Origin of the sequence: Gracilibacillus massiliensis, assembly GCF_001458115.1 — a bacterium.
Lineage (GTDB): Bacteria > Bacillota > Bacilli > Bacillales > Amphibacillaceae > Gracilibacillus > Gracilibacillus massiliensis.
This window is the reverse complement of record NZ_CZRP01000013.1, coordinates 839167-855472: the sequence shown is the minus strand read 5'-3', so window position 1 is coordinate 855472 and position 16306 is coordinate 839167. Positions and strand designations below refer to the sequence as shown.

The window sequence follows — 16306 nt, the reverse complement described above, 5'->3', positions numbered from 1 at the left end:
ACCTTTTCAAATTATAACGAATATGATATTCTTTATATAGAACGAACGTTATAAAGAACGAGACTAAAGTCTCATATAAATGAAAGGGTGGTTTGAATGTTGGATATCAATCCTTATATTCTACCGATTAACAGAGAAAGTGTTTCAGATATCGCCTCTTCCATTGCGTTAGCGAAAGAAGCAGAGAAAGCAGGCGTTACTGAAATCATCGCTGCACCAAGATACATACAAGGGAAACTAGAAACAAAGAAAGATACGGTTATTAACCTAGTAAAAAAAATAAACGAGAAATTAATCACAGAAAAAGTAAATGTTACACTAACCGCCGCACAGACAATCCGAATCACAGGAGATTTAGAACAAGCGTTAGAAAACCAAACCCTATTAATCCATGGAAAAGATCCCAAATATGTGTTGATCGAATTAATGTACGACCACATTCCTGCCTACATGAAACAGCTTTGTTATGACATCCAGTTAAAAGGGTATAAACCAATACTCGTTCACCCAGAGAAAAATACTATCATCCAAGAAGATCCCAACAACTTATATAGTTTAGTAAAAAACGGTGCATTGGTACAAGTGAGTGCCAAAAGTCTAATCGGAAAAAAAGGTAAAAAACTGCAAAAAACGACGCTGCAATTATTACATCATAATTTAGTGCATTTTATAGGTTCGGATACGACAGAGACGAAAAACTATTATATCGAACAAGCCTGGCAGACATTAAAACGAAACATATCGATCGAGCAACTATATGAACTTCAAGACAATATGAATCTATTAGCAAACGGGAAGATGATTCAAGGAGAAGAACCATTACGGATCAAAAAGAAAAAAATCTTGGGGATCATCTGAGAATATAACAGTTAATATAGAGAAAATAGTAAGAGTTTACAGAAAATGAAGCCTTTTCGACAAAACTCGTCTACTTTCTCCTATTTTCATTTCTATACATACCTGTTATACTTCTAATAGAGATCTGAGACTTGAGTAGCATACATGAGAAAGGCGATGAATGAAGATGATAGATATTCATTGTCATATCCTACCTGGAGTAGATGATGGGGCAAAGCATATGGAAGAAAGTGTATCAATGGCGAAATCTGCCGTTTCACAAGGAATAAACACAATTATTGCCACCCCACATCATTTGAATGGTAGTTATGATAACTATAAAGAAGATATAATCGTAGCAGTCAATCGATTGAATGATAGATTACAAGAAGAAGATGTACCACTCACCATTCTACCTGGCCAAGAAACACGAATAAATGGAGAGATGATCACCGACTTAGAGAATGGACAACTACTTCCACTGAACAATACAAGTGGATATTTATTCGTGGAACTTCCATCCAACCATGTTCCGCGTTATACAAAACAACTGATGTTTGATTTGCAATTACAAGAAATCAAACCAATTATCGTGCACCCAGAACGTAATAAAGAAATCATGGAGAATCCGAATATTTTATATGATCTTGTTAGTAATGGCACCTTGACACAAGTCACGGCTGCAAGTCTATCAGGTCATTTTGGTAAGAAAATTAAGAAACTGAGTTTACAACTTGTTGAAGCAAATTTAACACATTTTATTGCCTCTGATGCGCATAATACTAGAAGTAGAGGATTTGTTATGCAAGAAGCCCATACCGTTATAAAAGACGAGTTCGGCACATCGATGGTTTATTGGTTTATGGAAAATGCTCAATATTTAGTCAATGGTGATACAGTAGTCGGAGATATTCCAGAAAAAATCAAGAAAAAGAAAATTTTAGGTATTTTTTAGTTGAAAAGTACTATATAGTGATATATACTTTTAAAAGTGTATTTTAGATGTACGTTTATTAATCACTATGGGGGATGGAATTTAATGAAAAAAGTAAGAAAAGCGATTATCCCGGCAGCAGGGTTAGGGACACGTTTTTTACCAGCGACAAAAGCAATGCCTAAGGAAATGCTGCCGATTGTCGATAAACCGACGATTCAATACATAATCGAAGAAGCTGTGGCTTCAGGTATAGAAGACATTATTATTGTAACTGGAAAAGGTAAAAGAGCAATAGAAGATCACTTCGATAATAACTTTGAATTAGAAGATAATTTATTAAAAAAAGGGAAATATGAATTGTTAGAGAAAGCTCAACAACCAGCAAAAGTTGATATTCATTACATAAGACAAAAAGAACCTAAGGGATTAGGACATGCCATATGGTGTGCGCGAAAATTTATAGGTGATGAACCATTTGCTGTACTGTTGGGGGATGACATTGTTGAAAGCAATACTCCTTGTTTAAAACAATTAATGACCCAGTATGAAGAAACGGAATCCTCCGTAATCGGTGTGCAACAGGTATCTAATGAAGAAACGCATCGTTATGGAATTATTGATCCAGGTCAAAGTGATGGCCGGCGTTACCAAGTAAATAATTTTGTTGAGAAACCTGAACGAGGCATCGCACCATCCAATCTAGCAATTATGGGACGATATATTCTAACTCCGCAGATTTTTAGATTTCTAGAAAAGCATGAAGTAGGTGCCGGTGGTGAAATTCAGATTACAGACTCTATACAAATGTTAAATCAAATTCAGCGAGTGTTTGCTTATGATTTTGAAGGTACACGACATGATGTTGGGGAAAAAATAGGTTTCATAAAAACGACAATTGAGTTTGCTTTGAAAAATGAGGAAATTGGTGAAGAAGTTGAAAATATATTATCCCAATTAATAACTCAAGAAGTGAAGTGAGATAATTAGATTATTATATAAGTGATTATAAGATTCACCTATATAATAGATTAAAATGAAGGTGAGGATAAGACATGACAGAAACTCAAACAAGTGTAAGTAAGAATGATTCTATGAATAAAGGTATTCATGTTCTCCACAGCAATCCCAACTATACCCCTATACTATAGCGATACCGCCAATTTATGAAGCTGATCTCATTTCTGATTGAATTCATGACTAAAAATATTGAAGTATATCGTTTGTCTTTTACTACGATTCATAAAGAAAGCTTTGAGGGAGTAGAAGTCATCTAATTATTGCAGTCAGAACAATGAAAAGGAAGCTGGTTCTATGAATTTAGCATTTGTTGAACAAGCGGCGATAGATATTGCTACGGGTGTTGATGAAAATCCTATTGTTGTAACAAAAAGTACAGTACCTATTGGAACCAACTATAAGAAAAAAGTAAATTAATACTCTAATTTAGTACATGATGTACAAGTAGAGGTTGTTTCTAGTCGAAGTTTCTTAAAGAAGCATCTACTTGCTATAAGTCCTTTAACGGTTGATTGTATTCTAATTGGTCCTGATTGTGAAGACGCAGCTTTATAAAAGGAATTAATCAAACGTTAGGTAGTAACAGTTATCCATGAGTGATAGATGGGAAAAATGGCTTTATGTTATAGAAGACAAAGAAGCATACTATAAAGTATCATTCTGTTGAAAGACTATCGATAGAATTTTTTAAAAAAATAAGAAGCATCTTTTTAATAAATTACGATTGTGGGTGAAGTTTAAAATGAGTAAAAATAGTTCAGAAGTAAATTCAAGGTCTCCATATCTAGCTACTACTTACACAAGTATATCAATGACTAGGGTTTCTTATTTTTATCTAATAATCAAACGTCTTATGGATCTAGCAGGGTCTCTAATTGGTCTTATAATTACCTCACCACTTTTCTTGGTGGTCAGTATTATGTATTTTTTTGGGGATGCTAAAGGACCATTATTCTTTAAACAACAAAGATATGGTAAAAATGGAAAAATATTTTACATTTATAAGTTTAGATCAATGGTAATGGATGCTGAGAAAAAATTAAAAAATAACAAGGACTTATATCAAAAATATCTTAGTAATAATTACAAATTAGAACAAGAGGAAGATCCAAGAATTACAAAATTGGGTAAATTTTTAAGAAAGACAAGTTTAGATGAATTACCACAATTAATCAATGTCCTTAGAGGCGACATGAGTTTAGTGGGACCAAGACCAATTGTTGAAGAGGAACTATTAGAATATAAAAATAAACGAAATGATTTTTTATCGGTAAAGCCGGGAATAACAGGGTACTGGCAAGTTAGTGGCAGGAGTGAAATTGGTTACCCCGAAAGGGTCGATTTGGAACTTTATTACGTTTACAATCAGTCAATATACATGGATATTAAAATAATTATCCAAACTTTAATAGTTGTCTTATTAAAGAGGGGTGCCTATTAAAATAATGGTTGAGAAAACACTTAATTACAAAAAGATTGGTGAGACAATATGAATGCAGACAAAAAACAGATTAAAAAATTAAATATAGTATTTGCAAGTCATACATTCATTGGAGGAACGTTTGTGGTGGGTTCTCACCATCTTGCCAGAGAATTTTCTGAACTTGGCAACAACGTATTGCATATTAGTACACCATTATCACCACTACATTTCATAAAGCTAAATAATAAAATTGTTAGGACTAAGTTTAAAAGGGCTTTCTTCAATCCATCAATTAAGATTGGACAGAGTTTGATAGATTTAATACCATTTACTTTATTGCCATGGCAATTAAACAAATACTTAAAAATTAGTGAAAATCCCTCATTGCAATTTCTAACACCTAGTATTTCGTATTTAATGAGGAAAAATGGTATGGATAATGTTGATGTTCTCTTGATAGACCAACCTAGTTTTCAAGGAATAGAAAAATATGTAAAACCCAAAATTATAATCTATAGAGCAACTGATTTGTATAGAGAATTAACTGGTAATAATGAAATCCTAACTTACGAAAAGAAAATAGCTAGTATATCAAATGGAATAGTTGGAACGTCTCAACCAGTATTAAACCATCTTAAAAGTTTAAATGATAAAATACCATCAAAAGTATTAGAAAATGGAGTCGAATACAATCATTTTGCTAATCAAACTACTCAACCAAAAGAGTATAATGGAATTACTGGATTAAAAGTAGTTTATGCTGGAGCAGTGGACGAACGGCTAGATATTAGCGCTATAGAATTCCTCGCTCAAAAACTAACCAATGTAAGTGTAATAATAATCGGTCCTGATTCTAAAAATAAGTTAGATAAATTGAGAAAATATAATAATGTACATATATTAGGACCCAGACCTTACAGTAAGCTACCTGCTTATTTGGAGCACGCCGATATCGGGATCTTACCGCTAAGTGATCATTTCTCAAATACTGGAAGAAGTCCTATGAAATTATACGAATATGGAGCTGCAGGAATTCCAGTAGTTGTAACTGCAACACCCGAATTACTTAGAAGAAATGAAAAATTCATATTTCATTATTATGATTATGAGGAATTTATTTCAATTGTCTCAAAATTAGATATTGAAAAATTAGATTCGAATATGATTAAAAAAGAAGTGAAAGTTCATTCATGGGAAAGTAAAGCAAAAGAATTACTAGATTTTATTATGAATATATAATTGCTTTAAAGTCTAATAGTAAATATAGTAATAATAAAGTCAGAGTTAAGTGGTGAAACCAATGAAAATATACACTTTGTTAAAACCAATAAATTTATTAATGTTTATGTTAATAATACAGTTATTTATCTATATATTGTATCTATTTTCAATAATTCCGTCTTATAGAATTAATTATATTAGTGATAACTATCTTGGTTACTTTCACTTATTTACTTTATATATTGTATTGTTCACTATATTAATAATAAATAGAAATAAAACACCGAGAAAAATAAAAGTTGAAATATTTGATAAAAAGATTCTTCTAAGAATGAGTATATTGATAACTTTATTTACTACAGTCTATATGGTAGTAGGATTTAAAGATATTTTTATAAATGGATCATTTAATTCTATATATGAAATCTTTGTACAAGGTCAACAAGGTGGATTGAAAAAATTTAAAGAAGATGGTTCAGGTCTAACACTAATCCATATATTCTACATCTTATCAAATATTTTACTTGTATTGCTTATAAGTGTAAGGAAATCAAAAAAATATATTGCATTGATATTAATAAATTTTTTAATGATTTTTATATTATCGACTCTTTTGATGGCAAGGTTTATCCTTGTACAATCCATAATAATTCCATTGGTATTATATTTAAGATTAACAAATACGATATTCACATCAATAAAAGTAAAATATATTATTGGCGCATTTATATTATTATTTTTTTTATTTCTAACTTCTGGAATAAGAGATTATGAAGATATTGGGTATAAATATACTGATACAAGTTTATCATGGGGATTTTCAAGAATCACTGACTACTTTATATCAACCTTTAATTACACTGTTGAAGCATTAGGTACGCATATTGATTTTTCAACGTTCCCAAAAGGGATTATAGGTATATTGTCATATTTTCAAGATAGTAATATTGATTATATTGCGAATGTTTGGAATGACAGGAATGTATACGCGGCAATAGATTATACAAATCTAGGATCGTTCACTACCATTTATAACTCTGCATATTTTTTTACACCTTTCTTTATGATCTTATTAGCATTACTATACAATTATTTTTGGAATGGATTTATATCAGGAAATCTAACAAAAATAATTATATATCCAGTATTTTTATATAACATACTGGAGACAACAAGAGTTTTTTTTCTAGGTTCTGTAGCAGGCAATATATGGATAATAACTCTTCTTCTATTTTTGGTTTTTATAAGGAGATATATAAGAATTGTGAAAGATGAATAGCAACGGTTTTTTTATATGGATTTGTAATTAATATTATTTCATTTGGATAAACTCAATAAGTTATCCAAATGAAATAAACAACAAAATAAATATATGATGAAAAAGTGGTGAAAACTTCATATGCGCATTGGAATAAATGCAACAATATTAGATAGCAAACCAACTGGACTTGGAAATTATACATTAAACATTATATATGAGATGTGTCAAAATTTAAGTGAAAATTTGGAGATAGTAGTTTTTACATCAGAACCAAGTTTTTTCTCTGAACTTCCGATTACTGTAGTAAAAGTATCCGAGTTAGTACAACCAAAGAAAGGGAAGGTAGGAGGATTTAGTAGATTCTTATGGACTCAAATTAGACTCCCGATGTTATTGAAAAAGTATAGCGTTGATATATTTTACTCTACAACACATCACGGTGCATTTTTCACTAGTAAAAAACAAATAATCACTATACATGATATTTTACCAATAAAATATCCTAAACAATACAAACTTCAATATAACTATTTTAAAATTATTTTACCAATATTACTTAAAAAAACTACAAAACTAGTTACTGTTTCAAATAATACAAAAAAAGACCTAAATAATTTTTATGGTTATAGGTTGGATGATATTAAAGTGATTTATAACGCTTATAATAAAGATGATTTTGTGGAGATTCCTAATAATTCTAATAAGGAAAAGTATATCTTATTCGTAGGCGCCTCATATCCACATAAAAATTTGACACGTTCTTTAGAAGCTTTTATTAAAATTAAAGACAAATACCCTGACTATAAAGTTATAATAACTGGTGGAAGAAAAGAATACTTAGATGAGGTAAAAAAATCATTTCAACAAATTAAAGATTTTGATGATAAAATACAGTTTATAGATTATGTCCCTTACAAGCAATTACCAGATTTATACAGAAGCGCAGAGTTACTACTCTATCCATCTTTATATGAAGGATTTGGAATACCTCCTTTAGAGGCAATGGCATGTGGTTGTCCTGTAATTACATCAGACAATTCATCTATACCTGAAGTATGTGGAGATGCTGCAATATATGTTAATCCATTAAATAGTGTGGAAATTGAACAAGCTCTTGAAAAATGTCTTTCAGATGAAAAACTACGCAAATTAATGATTGAAAGAGGATTGAAAAGATGTTCGAGTTTTGATTGGAATTTAAGCGCTAGGGAATTAGTTAGGTTTATAGAAGAAACTATTAACTAATTTATTTTGGAATACCTAGTCTTTAATTAAAATTAAGTTGAATACTAAAATTAATATATTTAAGGAGTTAGTGTATGGATAAGGTATCAATTATTTTGCCTCTATTTAACGGAGAAAAGTATATAAAAAAACTAATCAGTAGTATAAGAGAGCAAGATGTTAATTTTGAACTTGAAATAATTGCAGCAGTAAGTAAGTCAACTGATAATAGTTTTTACTTAGCAGAAAAACTATGTGATATTGTTTATCAAGTTGAGATTTTCAATCATGCTAAAACCAGACACGAAGCAGCACTTAGAGCTTCCGGTGAAATACTAGTCTTTATAACTCAGGATATAATACCATTCAATAATTACTGGTTACAGAATTTAGTTACTCCATTAAAAGATAATAATAATAATATTGTAGCAACGTATTCTAAGCAAGTAGCACACCCTGACGCATCCGAAACTGAAAAATTAATCAGAAAATTTAATTATCCAGACTACAATAGACTCTGTAATAATAAAACAAAGTATAAGTGGGGAAGGAAAAATATATTTTATTCAGATACTTCTTCTGCAACTATAAAGGGAGTATTTTTAGAACTTGGCGGATACAATTTTGAAGTGGGAACTAATGAAGATGTAATTTACGCGCTAAATGTAATTAATAACGAAAAAAGTATTTTATATAATTCGGAAAGTATTGTTTATCACAGTCATGATTTTAAAATAAAAAGTGCATACAATAGGTACAAACTTATAGGAGAGTTTGAAAAAAAATATATTCATGAATTAAAGTCATATTCCTCATTAAGTGAAGGTAGGCTTTTGTTAAACTTTTTGCTTAGGAACTTAATAAAGAAATTTAAATTGAAAGATTTAGGTTTACTAGGAATCGACTTATTAATTAGGTATTTAGCTTATAGAAAAGGATATAAGAGCATTTAGATTCAAACCCACAAACCAAAAATCATAACGATAATTATTCATGTAATGATAATTAACTAATAATTAATTTTGGGAAGTAATTCAATATTATGTGGAAGGAGAAAAACACTTGAATATATGTATTGTTAATGAACAATTTAATATGGGCGGTGCACAAAGAGTTGCAATCGAACTAGCTAATACTTTACAGGAAAAGAGCAATCAAGTAACTTTAATTGATTTTTCAGGAAAAAATAACTTTCATTATAAAGTTAACACTAATATTGAGATTAATAAGAATATAAGTTTAAGAAGTATAAGAAGAAAAATAATAGGTAAATTACTTAACATTAAATTCACAATGAGTGATATACCAGTAAATACATATGACTTATACAAAGAACAGATTGATCAATTAATAGAAGAGTTACAAAAAAATAAATACGATGTCGTTATTATGTGTCAAGGAATCCTGACCTCCATAATCCCATTAATCAAAACTGTATGCCCAAATCAAAAGATAATAGCCTGGCAACATAACGAATTTGATATATATATAAATCATTATAATAAATTATTTATAAATGACTATGTTTCTGGAGTTAAACAATCTGATTTAGTAATTTGCTTGACAGAAGCTGATAGAAATAAGTTTAAAAAATTAAATAGAAATACATGTTACATATATAACCCTTTGACAATAGACTCTTATGACAAAAATAAAAGTGAATTGAACAATAAGCTGATTTTGTATGTTGGTAGACTTAATGTTAAGCAAAAGGGATTGGACTATATAATAGAAATAGCGAAAAACACCGAGAAAGATTGGAAAATATTAGTTGCCGGTGACGGGAAAGATAGACGAAAATTTATAAAGATGATTAACGATAATGATTTAAAAGAAAAAATTATACTAGAAGGTAATCTAAATACTAAAGAATTAACTGAATTATATTTATCAAGTTCTGTATTCATATCAACGTCAAGATGGGAAGGGTTTGGTTTAGTTATAACTGAAGCAATGTCTTTTGGGTTGCCAATAATCAGTTTTGAAAATAATGGACCAACCGAGATATTGAAAGATGGAGAGTATGGAGTTCTAGTAACAAAAAATAATGTAGCCGAATTCTCAAAGAAATTGAATGATTTAATAAATTCTCTTCCTAAAAGAAAATATTATCAAAACAGAAGTTTAGTTAGAGTAAAAGAATTTAAAAAAGAAGAAATAGTAAAGGAATGGGAATATAGATTAAAAAAACTAGTTGAATAGTTAATGTCATTTATAGGCATCTTATTATATTAGATGTTATTGATAACTTTAAAAAATGTATTGGTTCTAAAACTCCCACTAAATAAATATTAGGTGAAAAGGAGCGTATGAATATGACTAATAAAATATTTATCACTGGAGTGCCTAGAAGTGGTACAACCTTTTTAGGTAGAACTCTTGCTTTCTCAAAAGACATAATTTATTTATGGGAACCTTTTAATGAAAAATATAGGAAAGGCATCCCAGATTACTATCCATTTATCTCTAAAAATAGTAGTGAGTCAAAACTAAGGATATATAACAAATTAATAGATAACACAATAAATTTTAGAGAACTAAATTCTAATGTGACAGTATATGAAGGAGATGGTTTTCTTAAAAAAAATCTGAAACAAATAGGATTGGATTGGACATTTTTTCGATATAAATTGGCAATGATTAAAAAGTTTTTTATGAAAAACCGAACTACTTTAATTAAAGACCCTATCGGAATTTTTCTAACAGAACATTTAATATCTGAGTATGATTTTAAAGTAGTAATTACAATGAGGCACCCTGCTGCAATAGTGAACGCAAGGAAAAAGCTGAAATGGGAGTTTGATTTTAATTGGTGGGAGCAGCAAAAGGATTTGAATAAAGAACACTTTTCAAAAATAAAAAGTAAATATATAGGCCATTTAGAGGAAGAAAGGTTAGATGTTTTAGATCAATCAATTATTCACTGGGTGACTTCCTATCAATATATAGAAAATCTTAAGAGTAAATATCCTGATAATATATTTTTAGTAAGACATGAAGATCTATGTATAAATCCTCTTACAGAGTTTGGAAAAATATTTAGCTTCTGTGGAATAGAATTTAATGAAAAAATTAAAAAGAAAATAACTAAAATTACAACTGGTGAAACAATTGAGAAAAAAACAAATGTATTGGCAAATTTAGAAAGAAGAAAAGCAGAAGATCTTGTTTACAAATGGAAAAAAAATACTACTGAAGCGGACTTAAATAGAATAAAGAAGTTAACTTACCCAATAGGTGTTAAGTATTACAATGAGAAACATTATTGGGAATTATAAACTTACAATTGTTAAAAAAATGATTCTTAAATGAATTAATTAATATTGATGTACTGCCATTAATATTAATTTTAAAAGATTATAGTGAATGGGTAGATAAAATTTTATTTGAATAATATTAGTTTTCAATTCTACCTAAAAGTTAAGGGGATGTAATTTTTTTGGATGTAAAACAAAAGTTAAAGAAACTTAAGTATTTCAAATTATATGATAATACAAAGGGTATATTAAAAAAGAACCCTAAATATCCATTATATTATTCTGATTATAATAATTTTCAACCATTTTTTATTGTAGGATCAGGTAGATCAGGTAATACTTTACTACGAAGTATGCTAATTCATGCACAAGGTGTAGTAATCCCTCCAGAGTCATACGTGCTGGGAAGTACAATTCGGAAGTATTATAATTTCTCACACCAAGACAAAATAAATTGGAATGAATTATGTGCATTAGTACTTGCTTGTTTTGATAGTCATGAGGATTTTAAATATTGGAATGTTCAATTGCAACCGATATATGAAAGATTAAAACATATAGGCGAGGAGAAAAAAAACCTAGCCTATATTTTAGAACAATTATATAAAGAATACGCAATACAAAACAACTTAGAAATTTCAATATGGGGAGATAAAACGCCATTAAACACTTTCCATTTAAATTCTATCATTGAAATATTTCCTAATGCAAAATTCATTCATACTGTAAGAGATGGAAGAGACGTTGCATCATCTTATGTTAGGGCAAGATTATATAATTCATTAAAAGATGCATGCAAACGTTGGAATAAAAGTATATCTCATATTCAGGAGTTCTCTTCAAATATTAGTAAAGAACAAATACTTACTATTAAATATGAGGATTTAGTAAATGAAACTGAGAAATCCTTAAAAGGAATCTCAAGTTTTTTGGGGATCGAATATAACCAAAACATGATTACAAGGCCTACTAATAAGCATTTAGGTGACGTAGATAGTTTGGCTCATCATAATAATGTAAAGAAAAACATAAATAGTTCTTCTATAGGTAAGTGGAAAACTAATTTAAGTAGGGAAGAAAAAATAATTGTGAATAAATTATGTTATAAAAATTTAAAAAAATTAAATTACTTAGATTAATTTGATTAAAGTATATAAATTTATTCGATATTTGCAACAAACAAATAAAGTGAGTTTTATCTACTTATGATAGAAATCACATGTGCATAGTTAATTTGCCTTAAGGTTTCTGTTGGAGGAAATATGAAGAAAATACTAAATACTCAACTTGCAAAAGGATTATCCGGTAGCTTTCTCATTAAAGTTATTGGGACTATTCTTTCATTTATAATAAGCGTCATATTGGCAAGAAAACTAGGAGCAGAACAATATGGTTACTATGCATATGCCCTAGCATTAATTACTATGTTAAGTATACCAACTACAATGGGTATCCCAAATGTAGTGGTTAAATACGTAGCAAAATATAAAACAAAGTCCGAATGGGGTTCTTTCAAAGGGTTAATTAATATTTCAAATGTAGTCGTATCTTTAATCTCGCTGACTATCTTGTTTATTGCATTCCTTATGACTTGGATCTTTACTGATAATCTGAGTTCTATCATGAATAAAACATTTTTGATATCATTAATTTTATTACCTATATTAGCGTTAAGTTCACTAAGGTCGGCAATACTTAGAGGAATAAATAGAGTAGTGCTTGGTCAGTTACCAGAAAATGCTATTACACCAATACTCTTTTTTGTTTTTATAATTATTTATTTAATTTATGATGACATTAATTTTAACTCTCAAATAACTATGGTGATAAGAGTAATAGCAGTTTTTATAGCATTTATAATAGGTAGTATTATGCTACGATATAATTTGCCATCCCAGTTAAAATTAAAGGAGCCAAATTTTGAAATTAAAAATTGGCTTAAAAGTACTATTCCCTTATTATTTGTTGGAGGAATGATGTTAATAAACAATCGTTTTGACATTTTTATGTTAGGCATAATGCATACGTCAAAAGAAGTTGGTATTTATCAAGTTGTAATGCGATCTGCAGAATTAATTATATTTGCGTTGACGGTTATGAACTCAGTATTAGCACCAAAATTCTCAACTACATATACTAATAAGGATATGAGTAAGTTACAAAGAATTGTTACAATGAGTAATAGGGTAGTATTTCTAGTATCACTTCCACTTTCCTTAGTTTTTATTTTTTTTGGAAATTGGTTGCTAGACTTTATATATGGTACAGAATACTCTTCAGGCGGAACAGCTTTAGGGATTTTGGCATTCGGACAATTAATAAGTACCGCTTTTGGCTCAGTCGGTACTTTATTGAATATGACAGGTTATGAAAAATATAGTGCATATGGCGTTGCATCTGCTGCTATTTGCAATATAGTACTCAACCTACTGTTCATCCCGAAATGGGGAATTAATGGTGCTGCACTTGCAACTACAGTTAGTTTAATTTTTTGGAATTTACTTTTAGCATACTGGGTGCGTAAGAAACTTGATATTAACACTTCAATCTTTTGGAGTAATAAATGACATACAATAAGATTAATGTAGTTCAAGATTTAATTAAGATAAAATAATGAAAGAAAGGAGTTATCTAAACAATGGTTGAGTCTCTTTTCTTGAGTATCGCAAATCATTTACCAAGAATTAAATATTCAGATAGAATCAGATCAAAGTTGATTAAAATTGCTGGAGTAAAGATTAACGGAAATGTTACTATTTGGGATTCGTTTGAAATTAAACCATTGGGTGCTGCGAATAGAATTGAAATTGGTAATGGAACATTTATAAATAGTAAAGTTCGTTTAGCTTGTCATAATGATGCCAAAATTATTATAGGGGAAAATGTATTAATAGGTGCTGGTACTCAATTAGAAACTACAAATCATAGTATAAATTTGGACTCTAAAGATAAGCGACCGGCCTATGGAGAAAGTATAATAATAGAGAATAATGTTTGGATCGGAGCAAGAGCAATAATCTTGCCGGGTGTAGTAATAGGAGAAGGTAGTATTGTCGCAGCAGGAGCAATTGTAACAAAAAATGTTCCTCCAAATGTAATTGTTGGAGGAGTACCAGCAGTCTTAATCAAAGAAATCATATAGTAACGGTTTTAATATAAAATTAAAAATCATTAATTATTAGAACAATGTTACGAAAATTGTAAATGGTATGATATAAGTTTGGGGGTTTCAATCCACTAGGTGGTACGAAGGAATTTAAAAAGTAGAACGGTGAATTCACCTATTAAAATCTCATTAGTTGAGGTAAGAATCCAAAGGTTGGTGTTATCAATGCACCTGTATTAGACACGTTATATAACGAAAAGCAAGAATAGAGTTCTAAATGTCGTGGCTAGCTCATTGAAGTTCTGTCTAGTTGTTGAAGGAAAAGCTGATTATTTTCTAAGCTATGCAGCGACAATGGAATGAGACACTGAAGCAGGGTAAGCAATCATAGAAGCAACAGGTAGTAAAATACATAGATATGAAGATTGGGGACGATTTTATTAAAATCGTGAAAATTTGAGAATTGGTTGGTTTTTAGTGGAGGTAGGTATAGAGGTTAAGTGGTGTCATTAAAAAACACCGCTAGCTATTTAATAAGTCTAAATATAAAATGGGGGAGTATTGGAATGAAAGGAATAATTCTTGCTGGTGGAAGTGGTACAAGATTATATCCATTAACAATGGTGACGAGTAAGCAATTGCTACCTATATATGACAAACCTATGATTTTTTATCCTTTATCTACATTGATGTTGGCGGGGATAAAAGACATTCTAATTATTTCAACTCCAGAAGATACTCAACGATTCAGTGCCTTACTCGGTGATGGTTCACAATTTGGAATCAATTTGGGATATAAAGTTCAACCAAGTCCTGATGGATTGGCACAAGCATTTATTATCAGTGAAGAATTTATTGGCTCAGATTCTGTCGCAATGGTACTGGGTGATAACATATACTATGGTAGTGGATTAAGATCCATATTAAAAAGAGCTAGTGCTAAGAAATCAGGAGCAACCGTATTTGGTTACCATGTACCTGATCCGGAGCGTTTCGGTGTAGTTGAGTTTAATGAGAAGGGAAAAGTAATTAGTATCGAAGAGAAACCAGAAGTTCCAAAATCGAGTTATGCTATAACAGGACTCTATTTTTATGATAATCGTGTAGTAGATATTGCTAAAAATGTAAAACCATCCGAACGTGGGGAACTTGAAATCACGTCAGTTAATGAAGCATATTTGCATTTAGAAGAATTGGACGTTGAGCTCCTTGGACGAGGCTATACATGGTTAGACACTGGAACACATGAAAGCTTAGTATCAGCAACCAATTTTGTGAAAACGGTAGAAGAGTATCAAGGAATCAAAATATCAGCTCCCGAGGAAATTGCTTATTTAAATGGTTGGATATCCCAAGATGAATTACTTGAATGTGGAGAGAAATTAATTAAAACTGGTTACGGCAAATATCTATTAAAAGTAGCTAATGGGGATATTAAATATTAGAAACTAGAGGTGATACGATGAAAGTAATAGATACAAGACTATCTGGCGTAAAAGTCATTGAACCTGATGTATTTGGTGACCACCGTGGCTGGTTTTCGGAAACATATAGTGAAATGAAAATGAAAAAAGCAGGCATAGATATCCATTTTGTGCAGGATAACCATTCATTCTCTGCTCAAAAAGGAACCCTTCGTGGACTACATTATCAATTAAAACCAAAAGCACAAACTAAACTAGTTCGCTGCACACGGGGTTCAATTTTTGACGTAGCAGTAGATATAAGAAGAGGTGGGCCAACATATTTAGAGTGGTTTGGCATTGAACTTACAGCAGAAAATAAGAAGCAGTTATTAGTTCCGAAAGGTTTTGCACATGCTTTTATGACATTAACTGAAGATGTGGAAGTACAATACAAAGTAGATGAAGTGTATGCTCCCGATTGTGATCGTGGGATTTTGTGGAGTGACCCAACAATTGCGGTACAGTGGCCAATGGATATTAAACCAGTTTTATCTGAAAAGGACGAGCATGCACCATTATTAAATGAAACAGATAATAACTTCGAGTTTGAGGGGTAG

The 16306-nt window shown here is 30.4% G+C and carries 15 protein-coding genes and 1 pseudogene; all 16 read left to right on the top strand.

The window, feature by feature from the left end; genetic code table 11:
- Positions 1-96 precede the first annotated feature (96 nt).
- Positions 97-858, top strand: a complete 762-nt coding sequence (locus BN3107_RS16015) for a tyrosine-protein phosphatase (protein WP_058308628.1) — start codon at positions 97-99, stop codon at positions 856-858.
- 166 nt (positions 859-1024) lie between these two features.
- On the top strand, positions 1025-1792 hold the full coding sequence (locus BN3107_RS16010; protein WP_058309276.1) for a tyrosine-protein phosphatase: 768 nt from the start codon (positions 1025-1027) through the stop codon (positions 1790-1792).
- A gap of 84 nt (positions 1793-1876) precedes the next feature.
- Positions 1877-2752 carry a UTP--glucose-1-phosphate uridylyltransferase GalU gene (gene galU, locus BN3107_RS16005; protein WP_058308627.1) on the top strand — a complete coding sequence of 292 codons (876 nt, stop codon included), beginning with the start codon at positions 1877-1879 and terminating at the stop codon, positions 2750-2752.
- A gap of 330 nt (positions 2753-3082) precedes the next feature.
- A pseudogene (locus BN3107_RS20245) lies at positions 3083-3208 on the top strand (hypothetical protein); the annotation flags it as partial.
- 394 nt (positions 3209-3602) lie between these two features.
- Complete coding sequence (locus BN3107_RS16000) at positions 3603-4232, top strand: sugar transferase (protein ID WP_231735441.1); 630 nt, start codon at positions 3603-3605, stop codon at positions 4230-4232.
- A gap of 48 nt (positions 4233-4280) precedes the next feature.
- A complete protein-coding gene (locus tag BN3107_RS15995; RefSeq protein WP_058308625.1) occupies positions 4281-5453 on the top strand; it encodes a glycosyltransferase in 1173 nt (390 codons plus the stop codon).
- 61 nt (positions 5454-5514) lie between these two features.
- A complete protein-coding gene (locus tag BN3107_RS15990) occupies positions 5515-6714 on the top strand; it encodes an O-antigen polymerase (protein ID WP_058308624.1) in 1200 nt (399 codons plus the stop codon).
- A 120-nt stretch (positions 6715-6834) separates the two neighbouring features.
- Positions 6835-7941: a glycosyltransferase family 4 protein gene (locus BN3107_RS15985; protein ID WP_058308623.1), complete on the top strand. Its 1107-nt coding sequence runs from the start codon at positions 6835-6837 to the stop codon at positions 7939-7941.
- A 74-nt stretch (positions 7942-8015) separates the two neighbouring features.
- Positions 8016-8873, top strand: coding sequence for a glycosyltransferase (locus tag BN3107_RS15980; protein ID WP_058308622.1), 858 nt, complete (start codon positions 8016-8018; stop codon positions 8871-8873).
- A 109-nt stretch (positions 8874-8982) separates the two neighbouring features.
- Positions 8983-10122 (top strand): glycosyltransferase, encoded by a 1140-nt coding sequence (locus tag BN3107_RS15975; protein WP_058308621.1) that lies wholly within the window; start codon positions 8983-8985, stop codon positions 10120-10122.
- Positions 10123-10235: 113 nt separating this feature from the next.
- Positions 10236-11198 carry a sulfotransferase family protein gene (locus BN3107_RS15970; protein ID WP_058308620.1) on the top strand — a complete coding sequence of 321 codons (963 nt, stop codon included), beginning with the start codon at positions 10236-10238 and terminating at the stop codon, positions 11196-11198.
- Between the two features lie 161 nt (positions 11199-11359).
- Entirely contained in the window at positions 11360-12316 is a 957-nt protein-coding gene (locus BN3107_RS15965; protein ID WP_058308619.1) for a sulfotransferase family protein, read from the top strand.
- Positions 12317-12439: 123 nt separating this feature from the next.
- Positions 12440-13744: a flippase gene (locus BN3107_RS15960; protein WP_058308618.1), complete on the top strand. Its 1305-nt coding sequence runs from the start codon at positions 12440-12442 to the stop codon at positions 13742-13744.
- A gap of 71 nt (positions 13745-13815) precedes the next feature.
- Complete coding sequence (locus BN3107_RS20240) at positions 13816-14319, top strand: acyltransferase (protein WP_058308617.1); 504 nt, start codon at positions 13816-13818, stop codon at positions 14317-14319.
- 530 nt (positions 14320-14849) lie between these two features.
- Positions 14850-15728 (top strand): glucose-1-phosphate thymidylyltransferase RfbA, encoded by an 879-nt coding sequence (gene rfbA, locus BN3107_RS15950; RefSeq protein ID WP_058308616.1) that lies wholly within the window; start codon positions 14850-14852, stop codon positions 15726-15728.
- 17 nt (positions 15729-15745) lie between these two features.
- Complete coding sequence (gene rfbC / locus BN3107_RS15945) at positions 15746-16306, top strand: dTDP-4-dehydrorhamnose 3,5-epimerase (RefSeq protein ID WP_058308615.1); 561 nt, start codon at positions 15746-15748, stop codon at positions 16304-16306.

Excerpts from the sequence above, each read along its gene's own strand:
- BN3107_RS15995 (WP_058308625.1), top strand. The coding sequence starts at position 4,281 with ATGAATGCAGACAAAAAACAGATTAAAAAATTAAATATAGTATTTGCA.
- BN3107_RS16000 (WP_231735441.1), top strand. The coding sequence starts at position 3,603 with ATGACTAGGGTTTCTTATTTTTATCTAATAATCAAACGTCTTATGGAT.
- BN3107_RS15960 (WP_058308618.1), top strand. The coding sequence starts at position 12,440 with ATGAAGAAAATACTAAATACTCAACTTGCAAAAGGATTATCCGGTAGC.
- BN3107_RS16015 (WP_058308628.1), top strand. The coding sequence starts at position 97 with ATGTTGGATATCAATCCTTATATTCTACCGATTAACAGAGAAAGTGTT.
- BN3107_RS20240 (WP_058308617.1), top strand. The coding sequence starts at position 13,816 with ATGGTTGAGTCTCTTTTCTTGAGTATCGCAAATCATTTACCAAGAATT.
- BN3107_RS15990 (WP_058308624.1), top strand. The coding sequence starts at position 5,515 with ATGAAAATATACACTTTGTTAAAACCAATAAATTTATTAATGTTTATG.
- BN3107_RS15985 (WP_058308623.1), top strand. The coding sequence starts at position 6,835 with ATGCGCATTGGAATAAATGCAACAATATTAGATAGCAAACCAACTGGA.
- BN3107_RS15970 (WP_058308620.1), top strand. The coding sequence starts at position 10,236 with ATGACTAATAAAATATTTATCACTGGAGTGCCTAGAAGTGGTACAACC.
- rfbC (WP_058308615.1), top strand. The coding sequence starts at position 15,746 with ATGAAAGTAATAGATACAAGACTATCTGGCGTAAAAGTCATTGAACCT.
- BN3107_RS15980 (WP_058308622.1), top strand. The coding sequence starts at position 8,016 with ATGGATAAGGTATCAATTATTTTGCCTCTATTTAACGGAGAAAAGTAT.
- galU (WP_058308627.1), top strand. The coding sequence starts at position 1,877 with ATGAAAAAAGTAAGAAAAGCGATTATCCCGGCAGCAGGGTTAGGGACA.
- BN3107_RS16010 (WP_058309276.1), top strand. The coding sequence starts at position 1,025 with ATGATAGATATTCATTGTCATATCCTACCTGGAGTAGATGATGGGGCA.
- rfbA (WP_058308616.1), top strand. The coding sequence starts at position 14,850 with ATGAAAGGAATAATTCTTGCTGGTGGAAGTGGTACAAGATTATATCCA.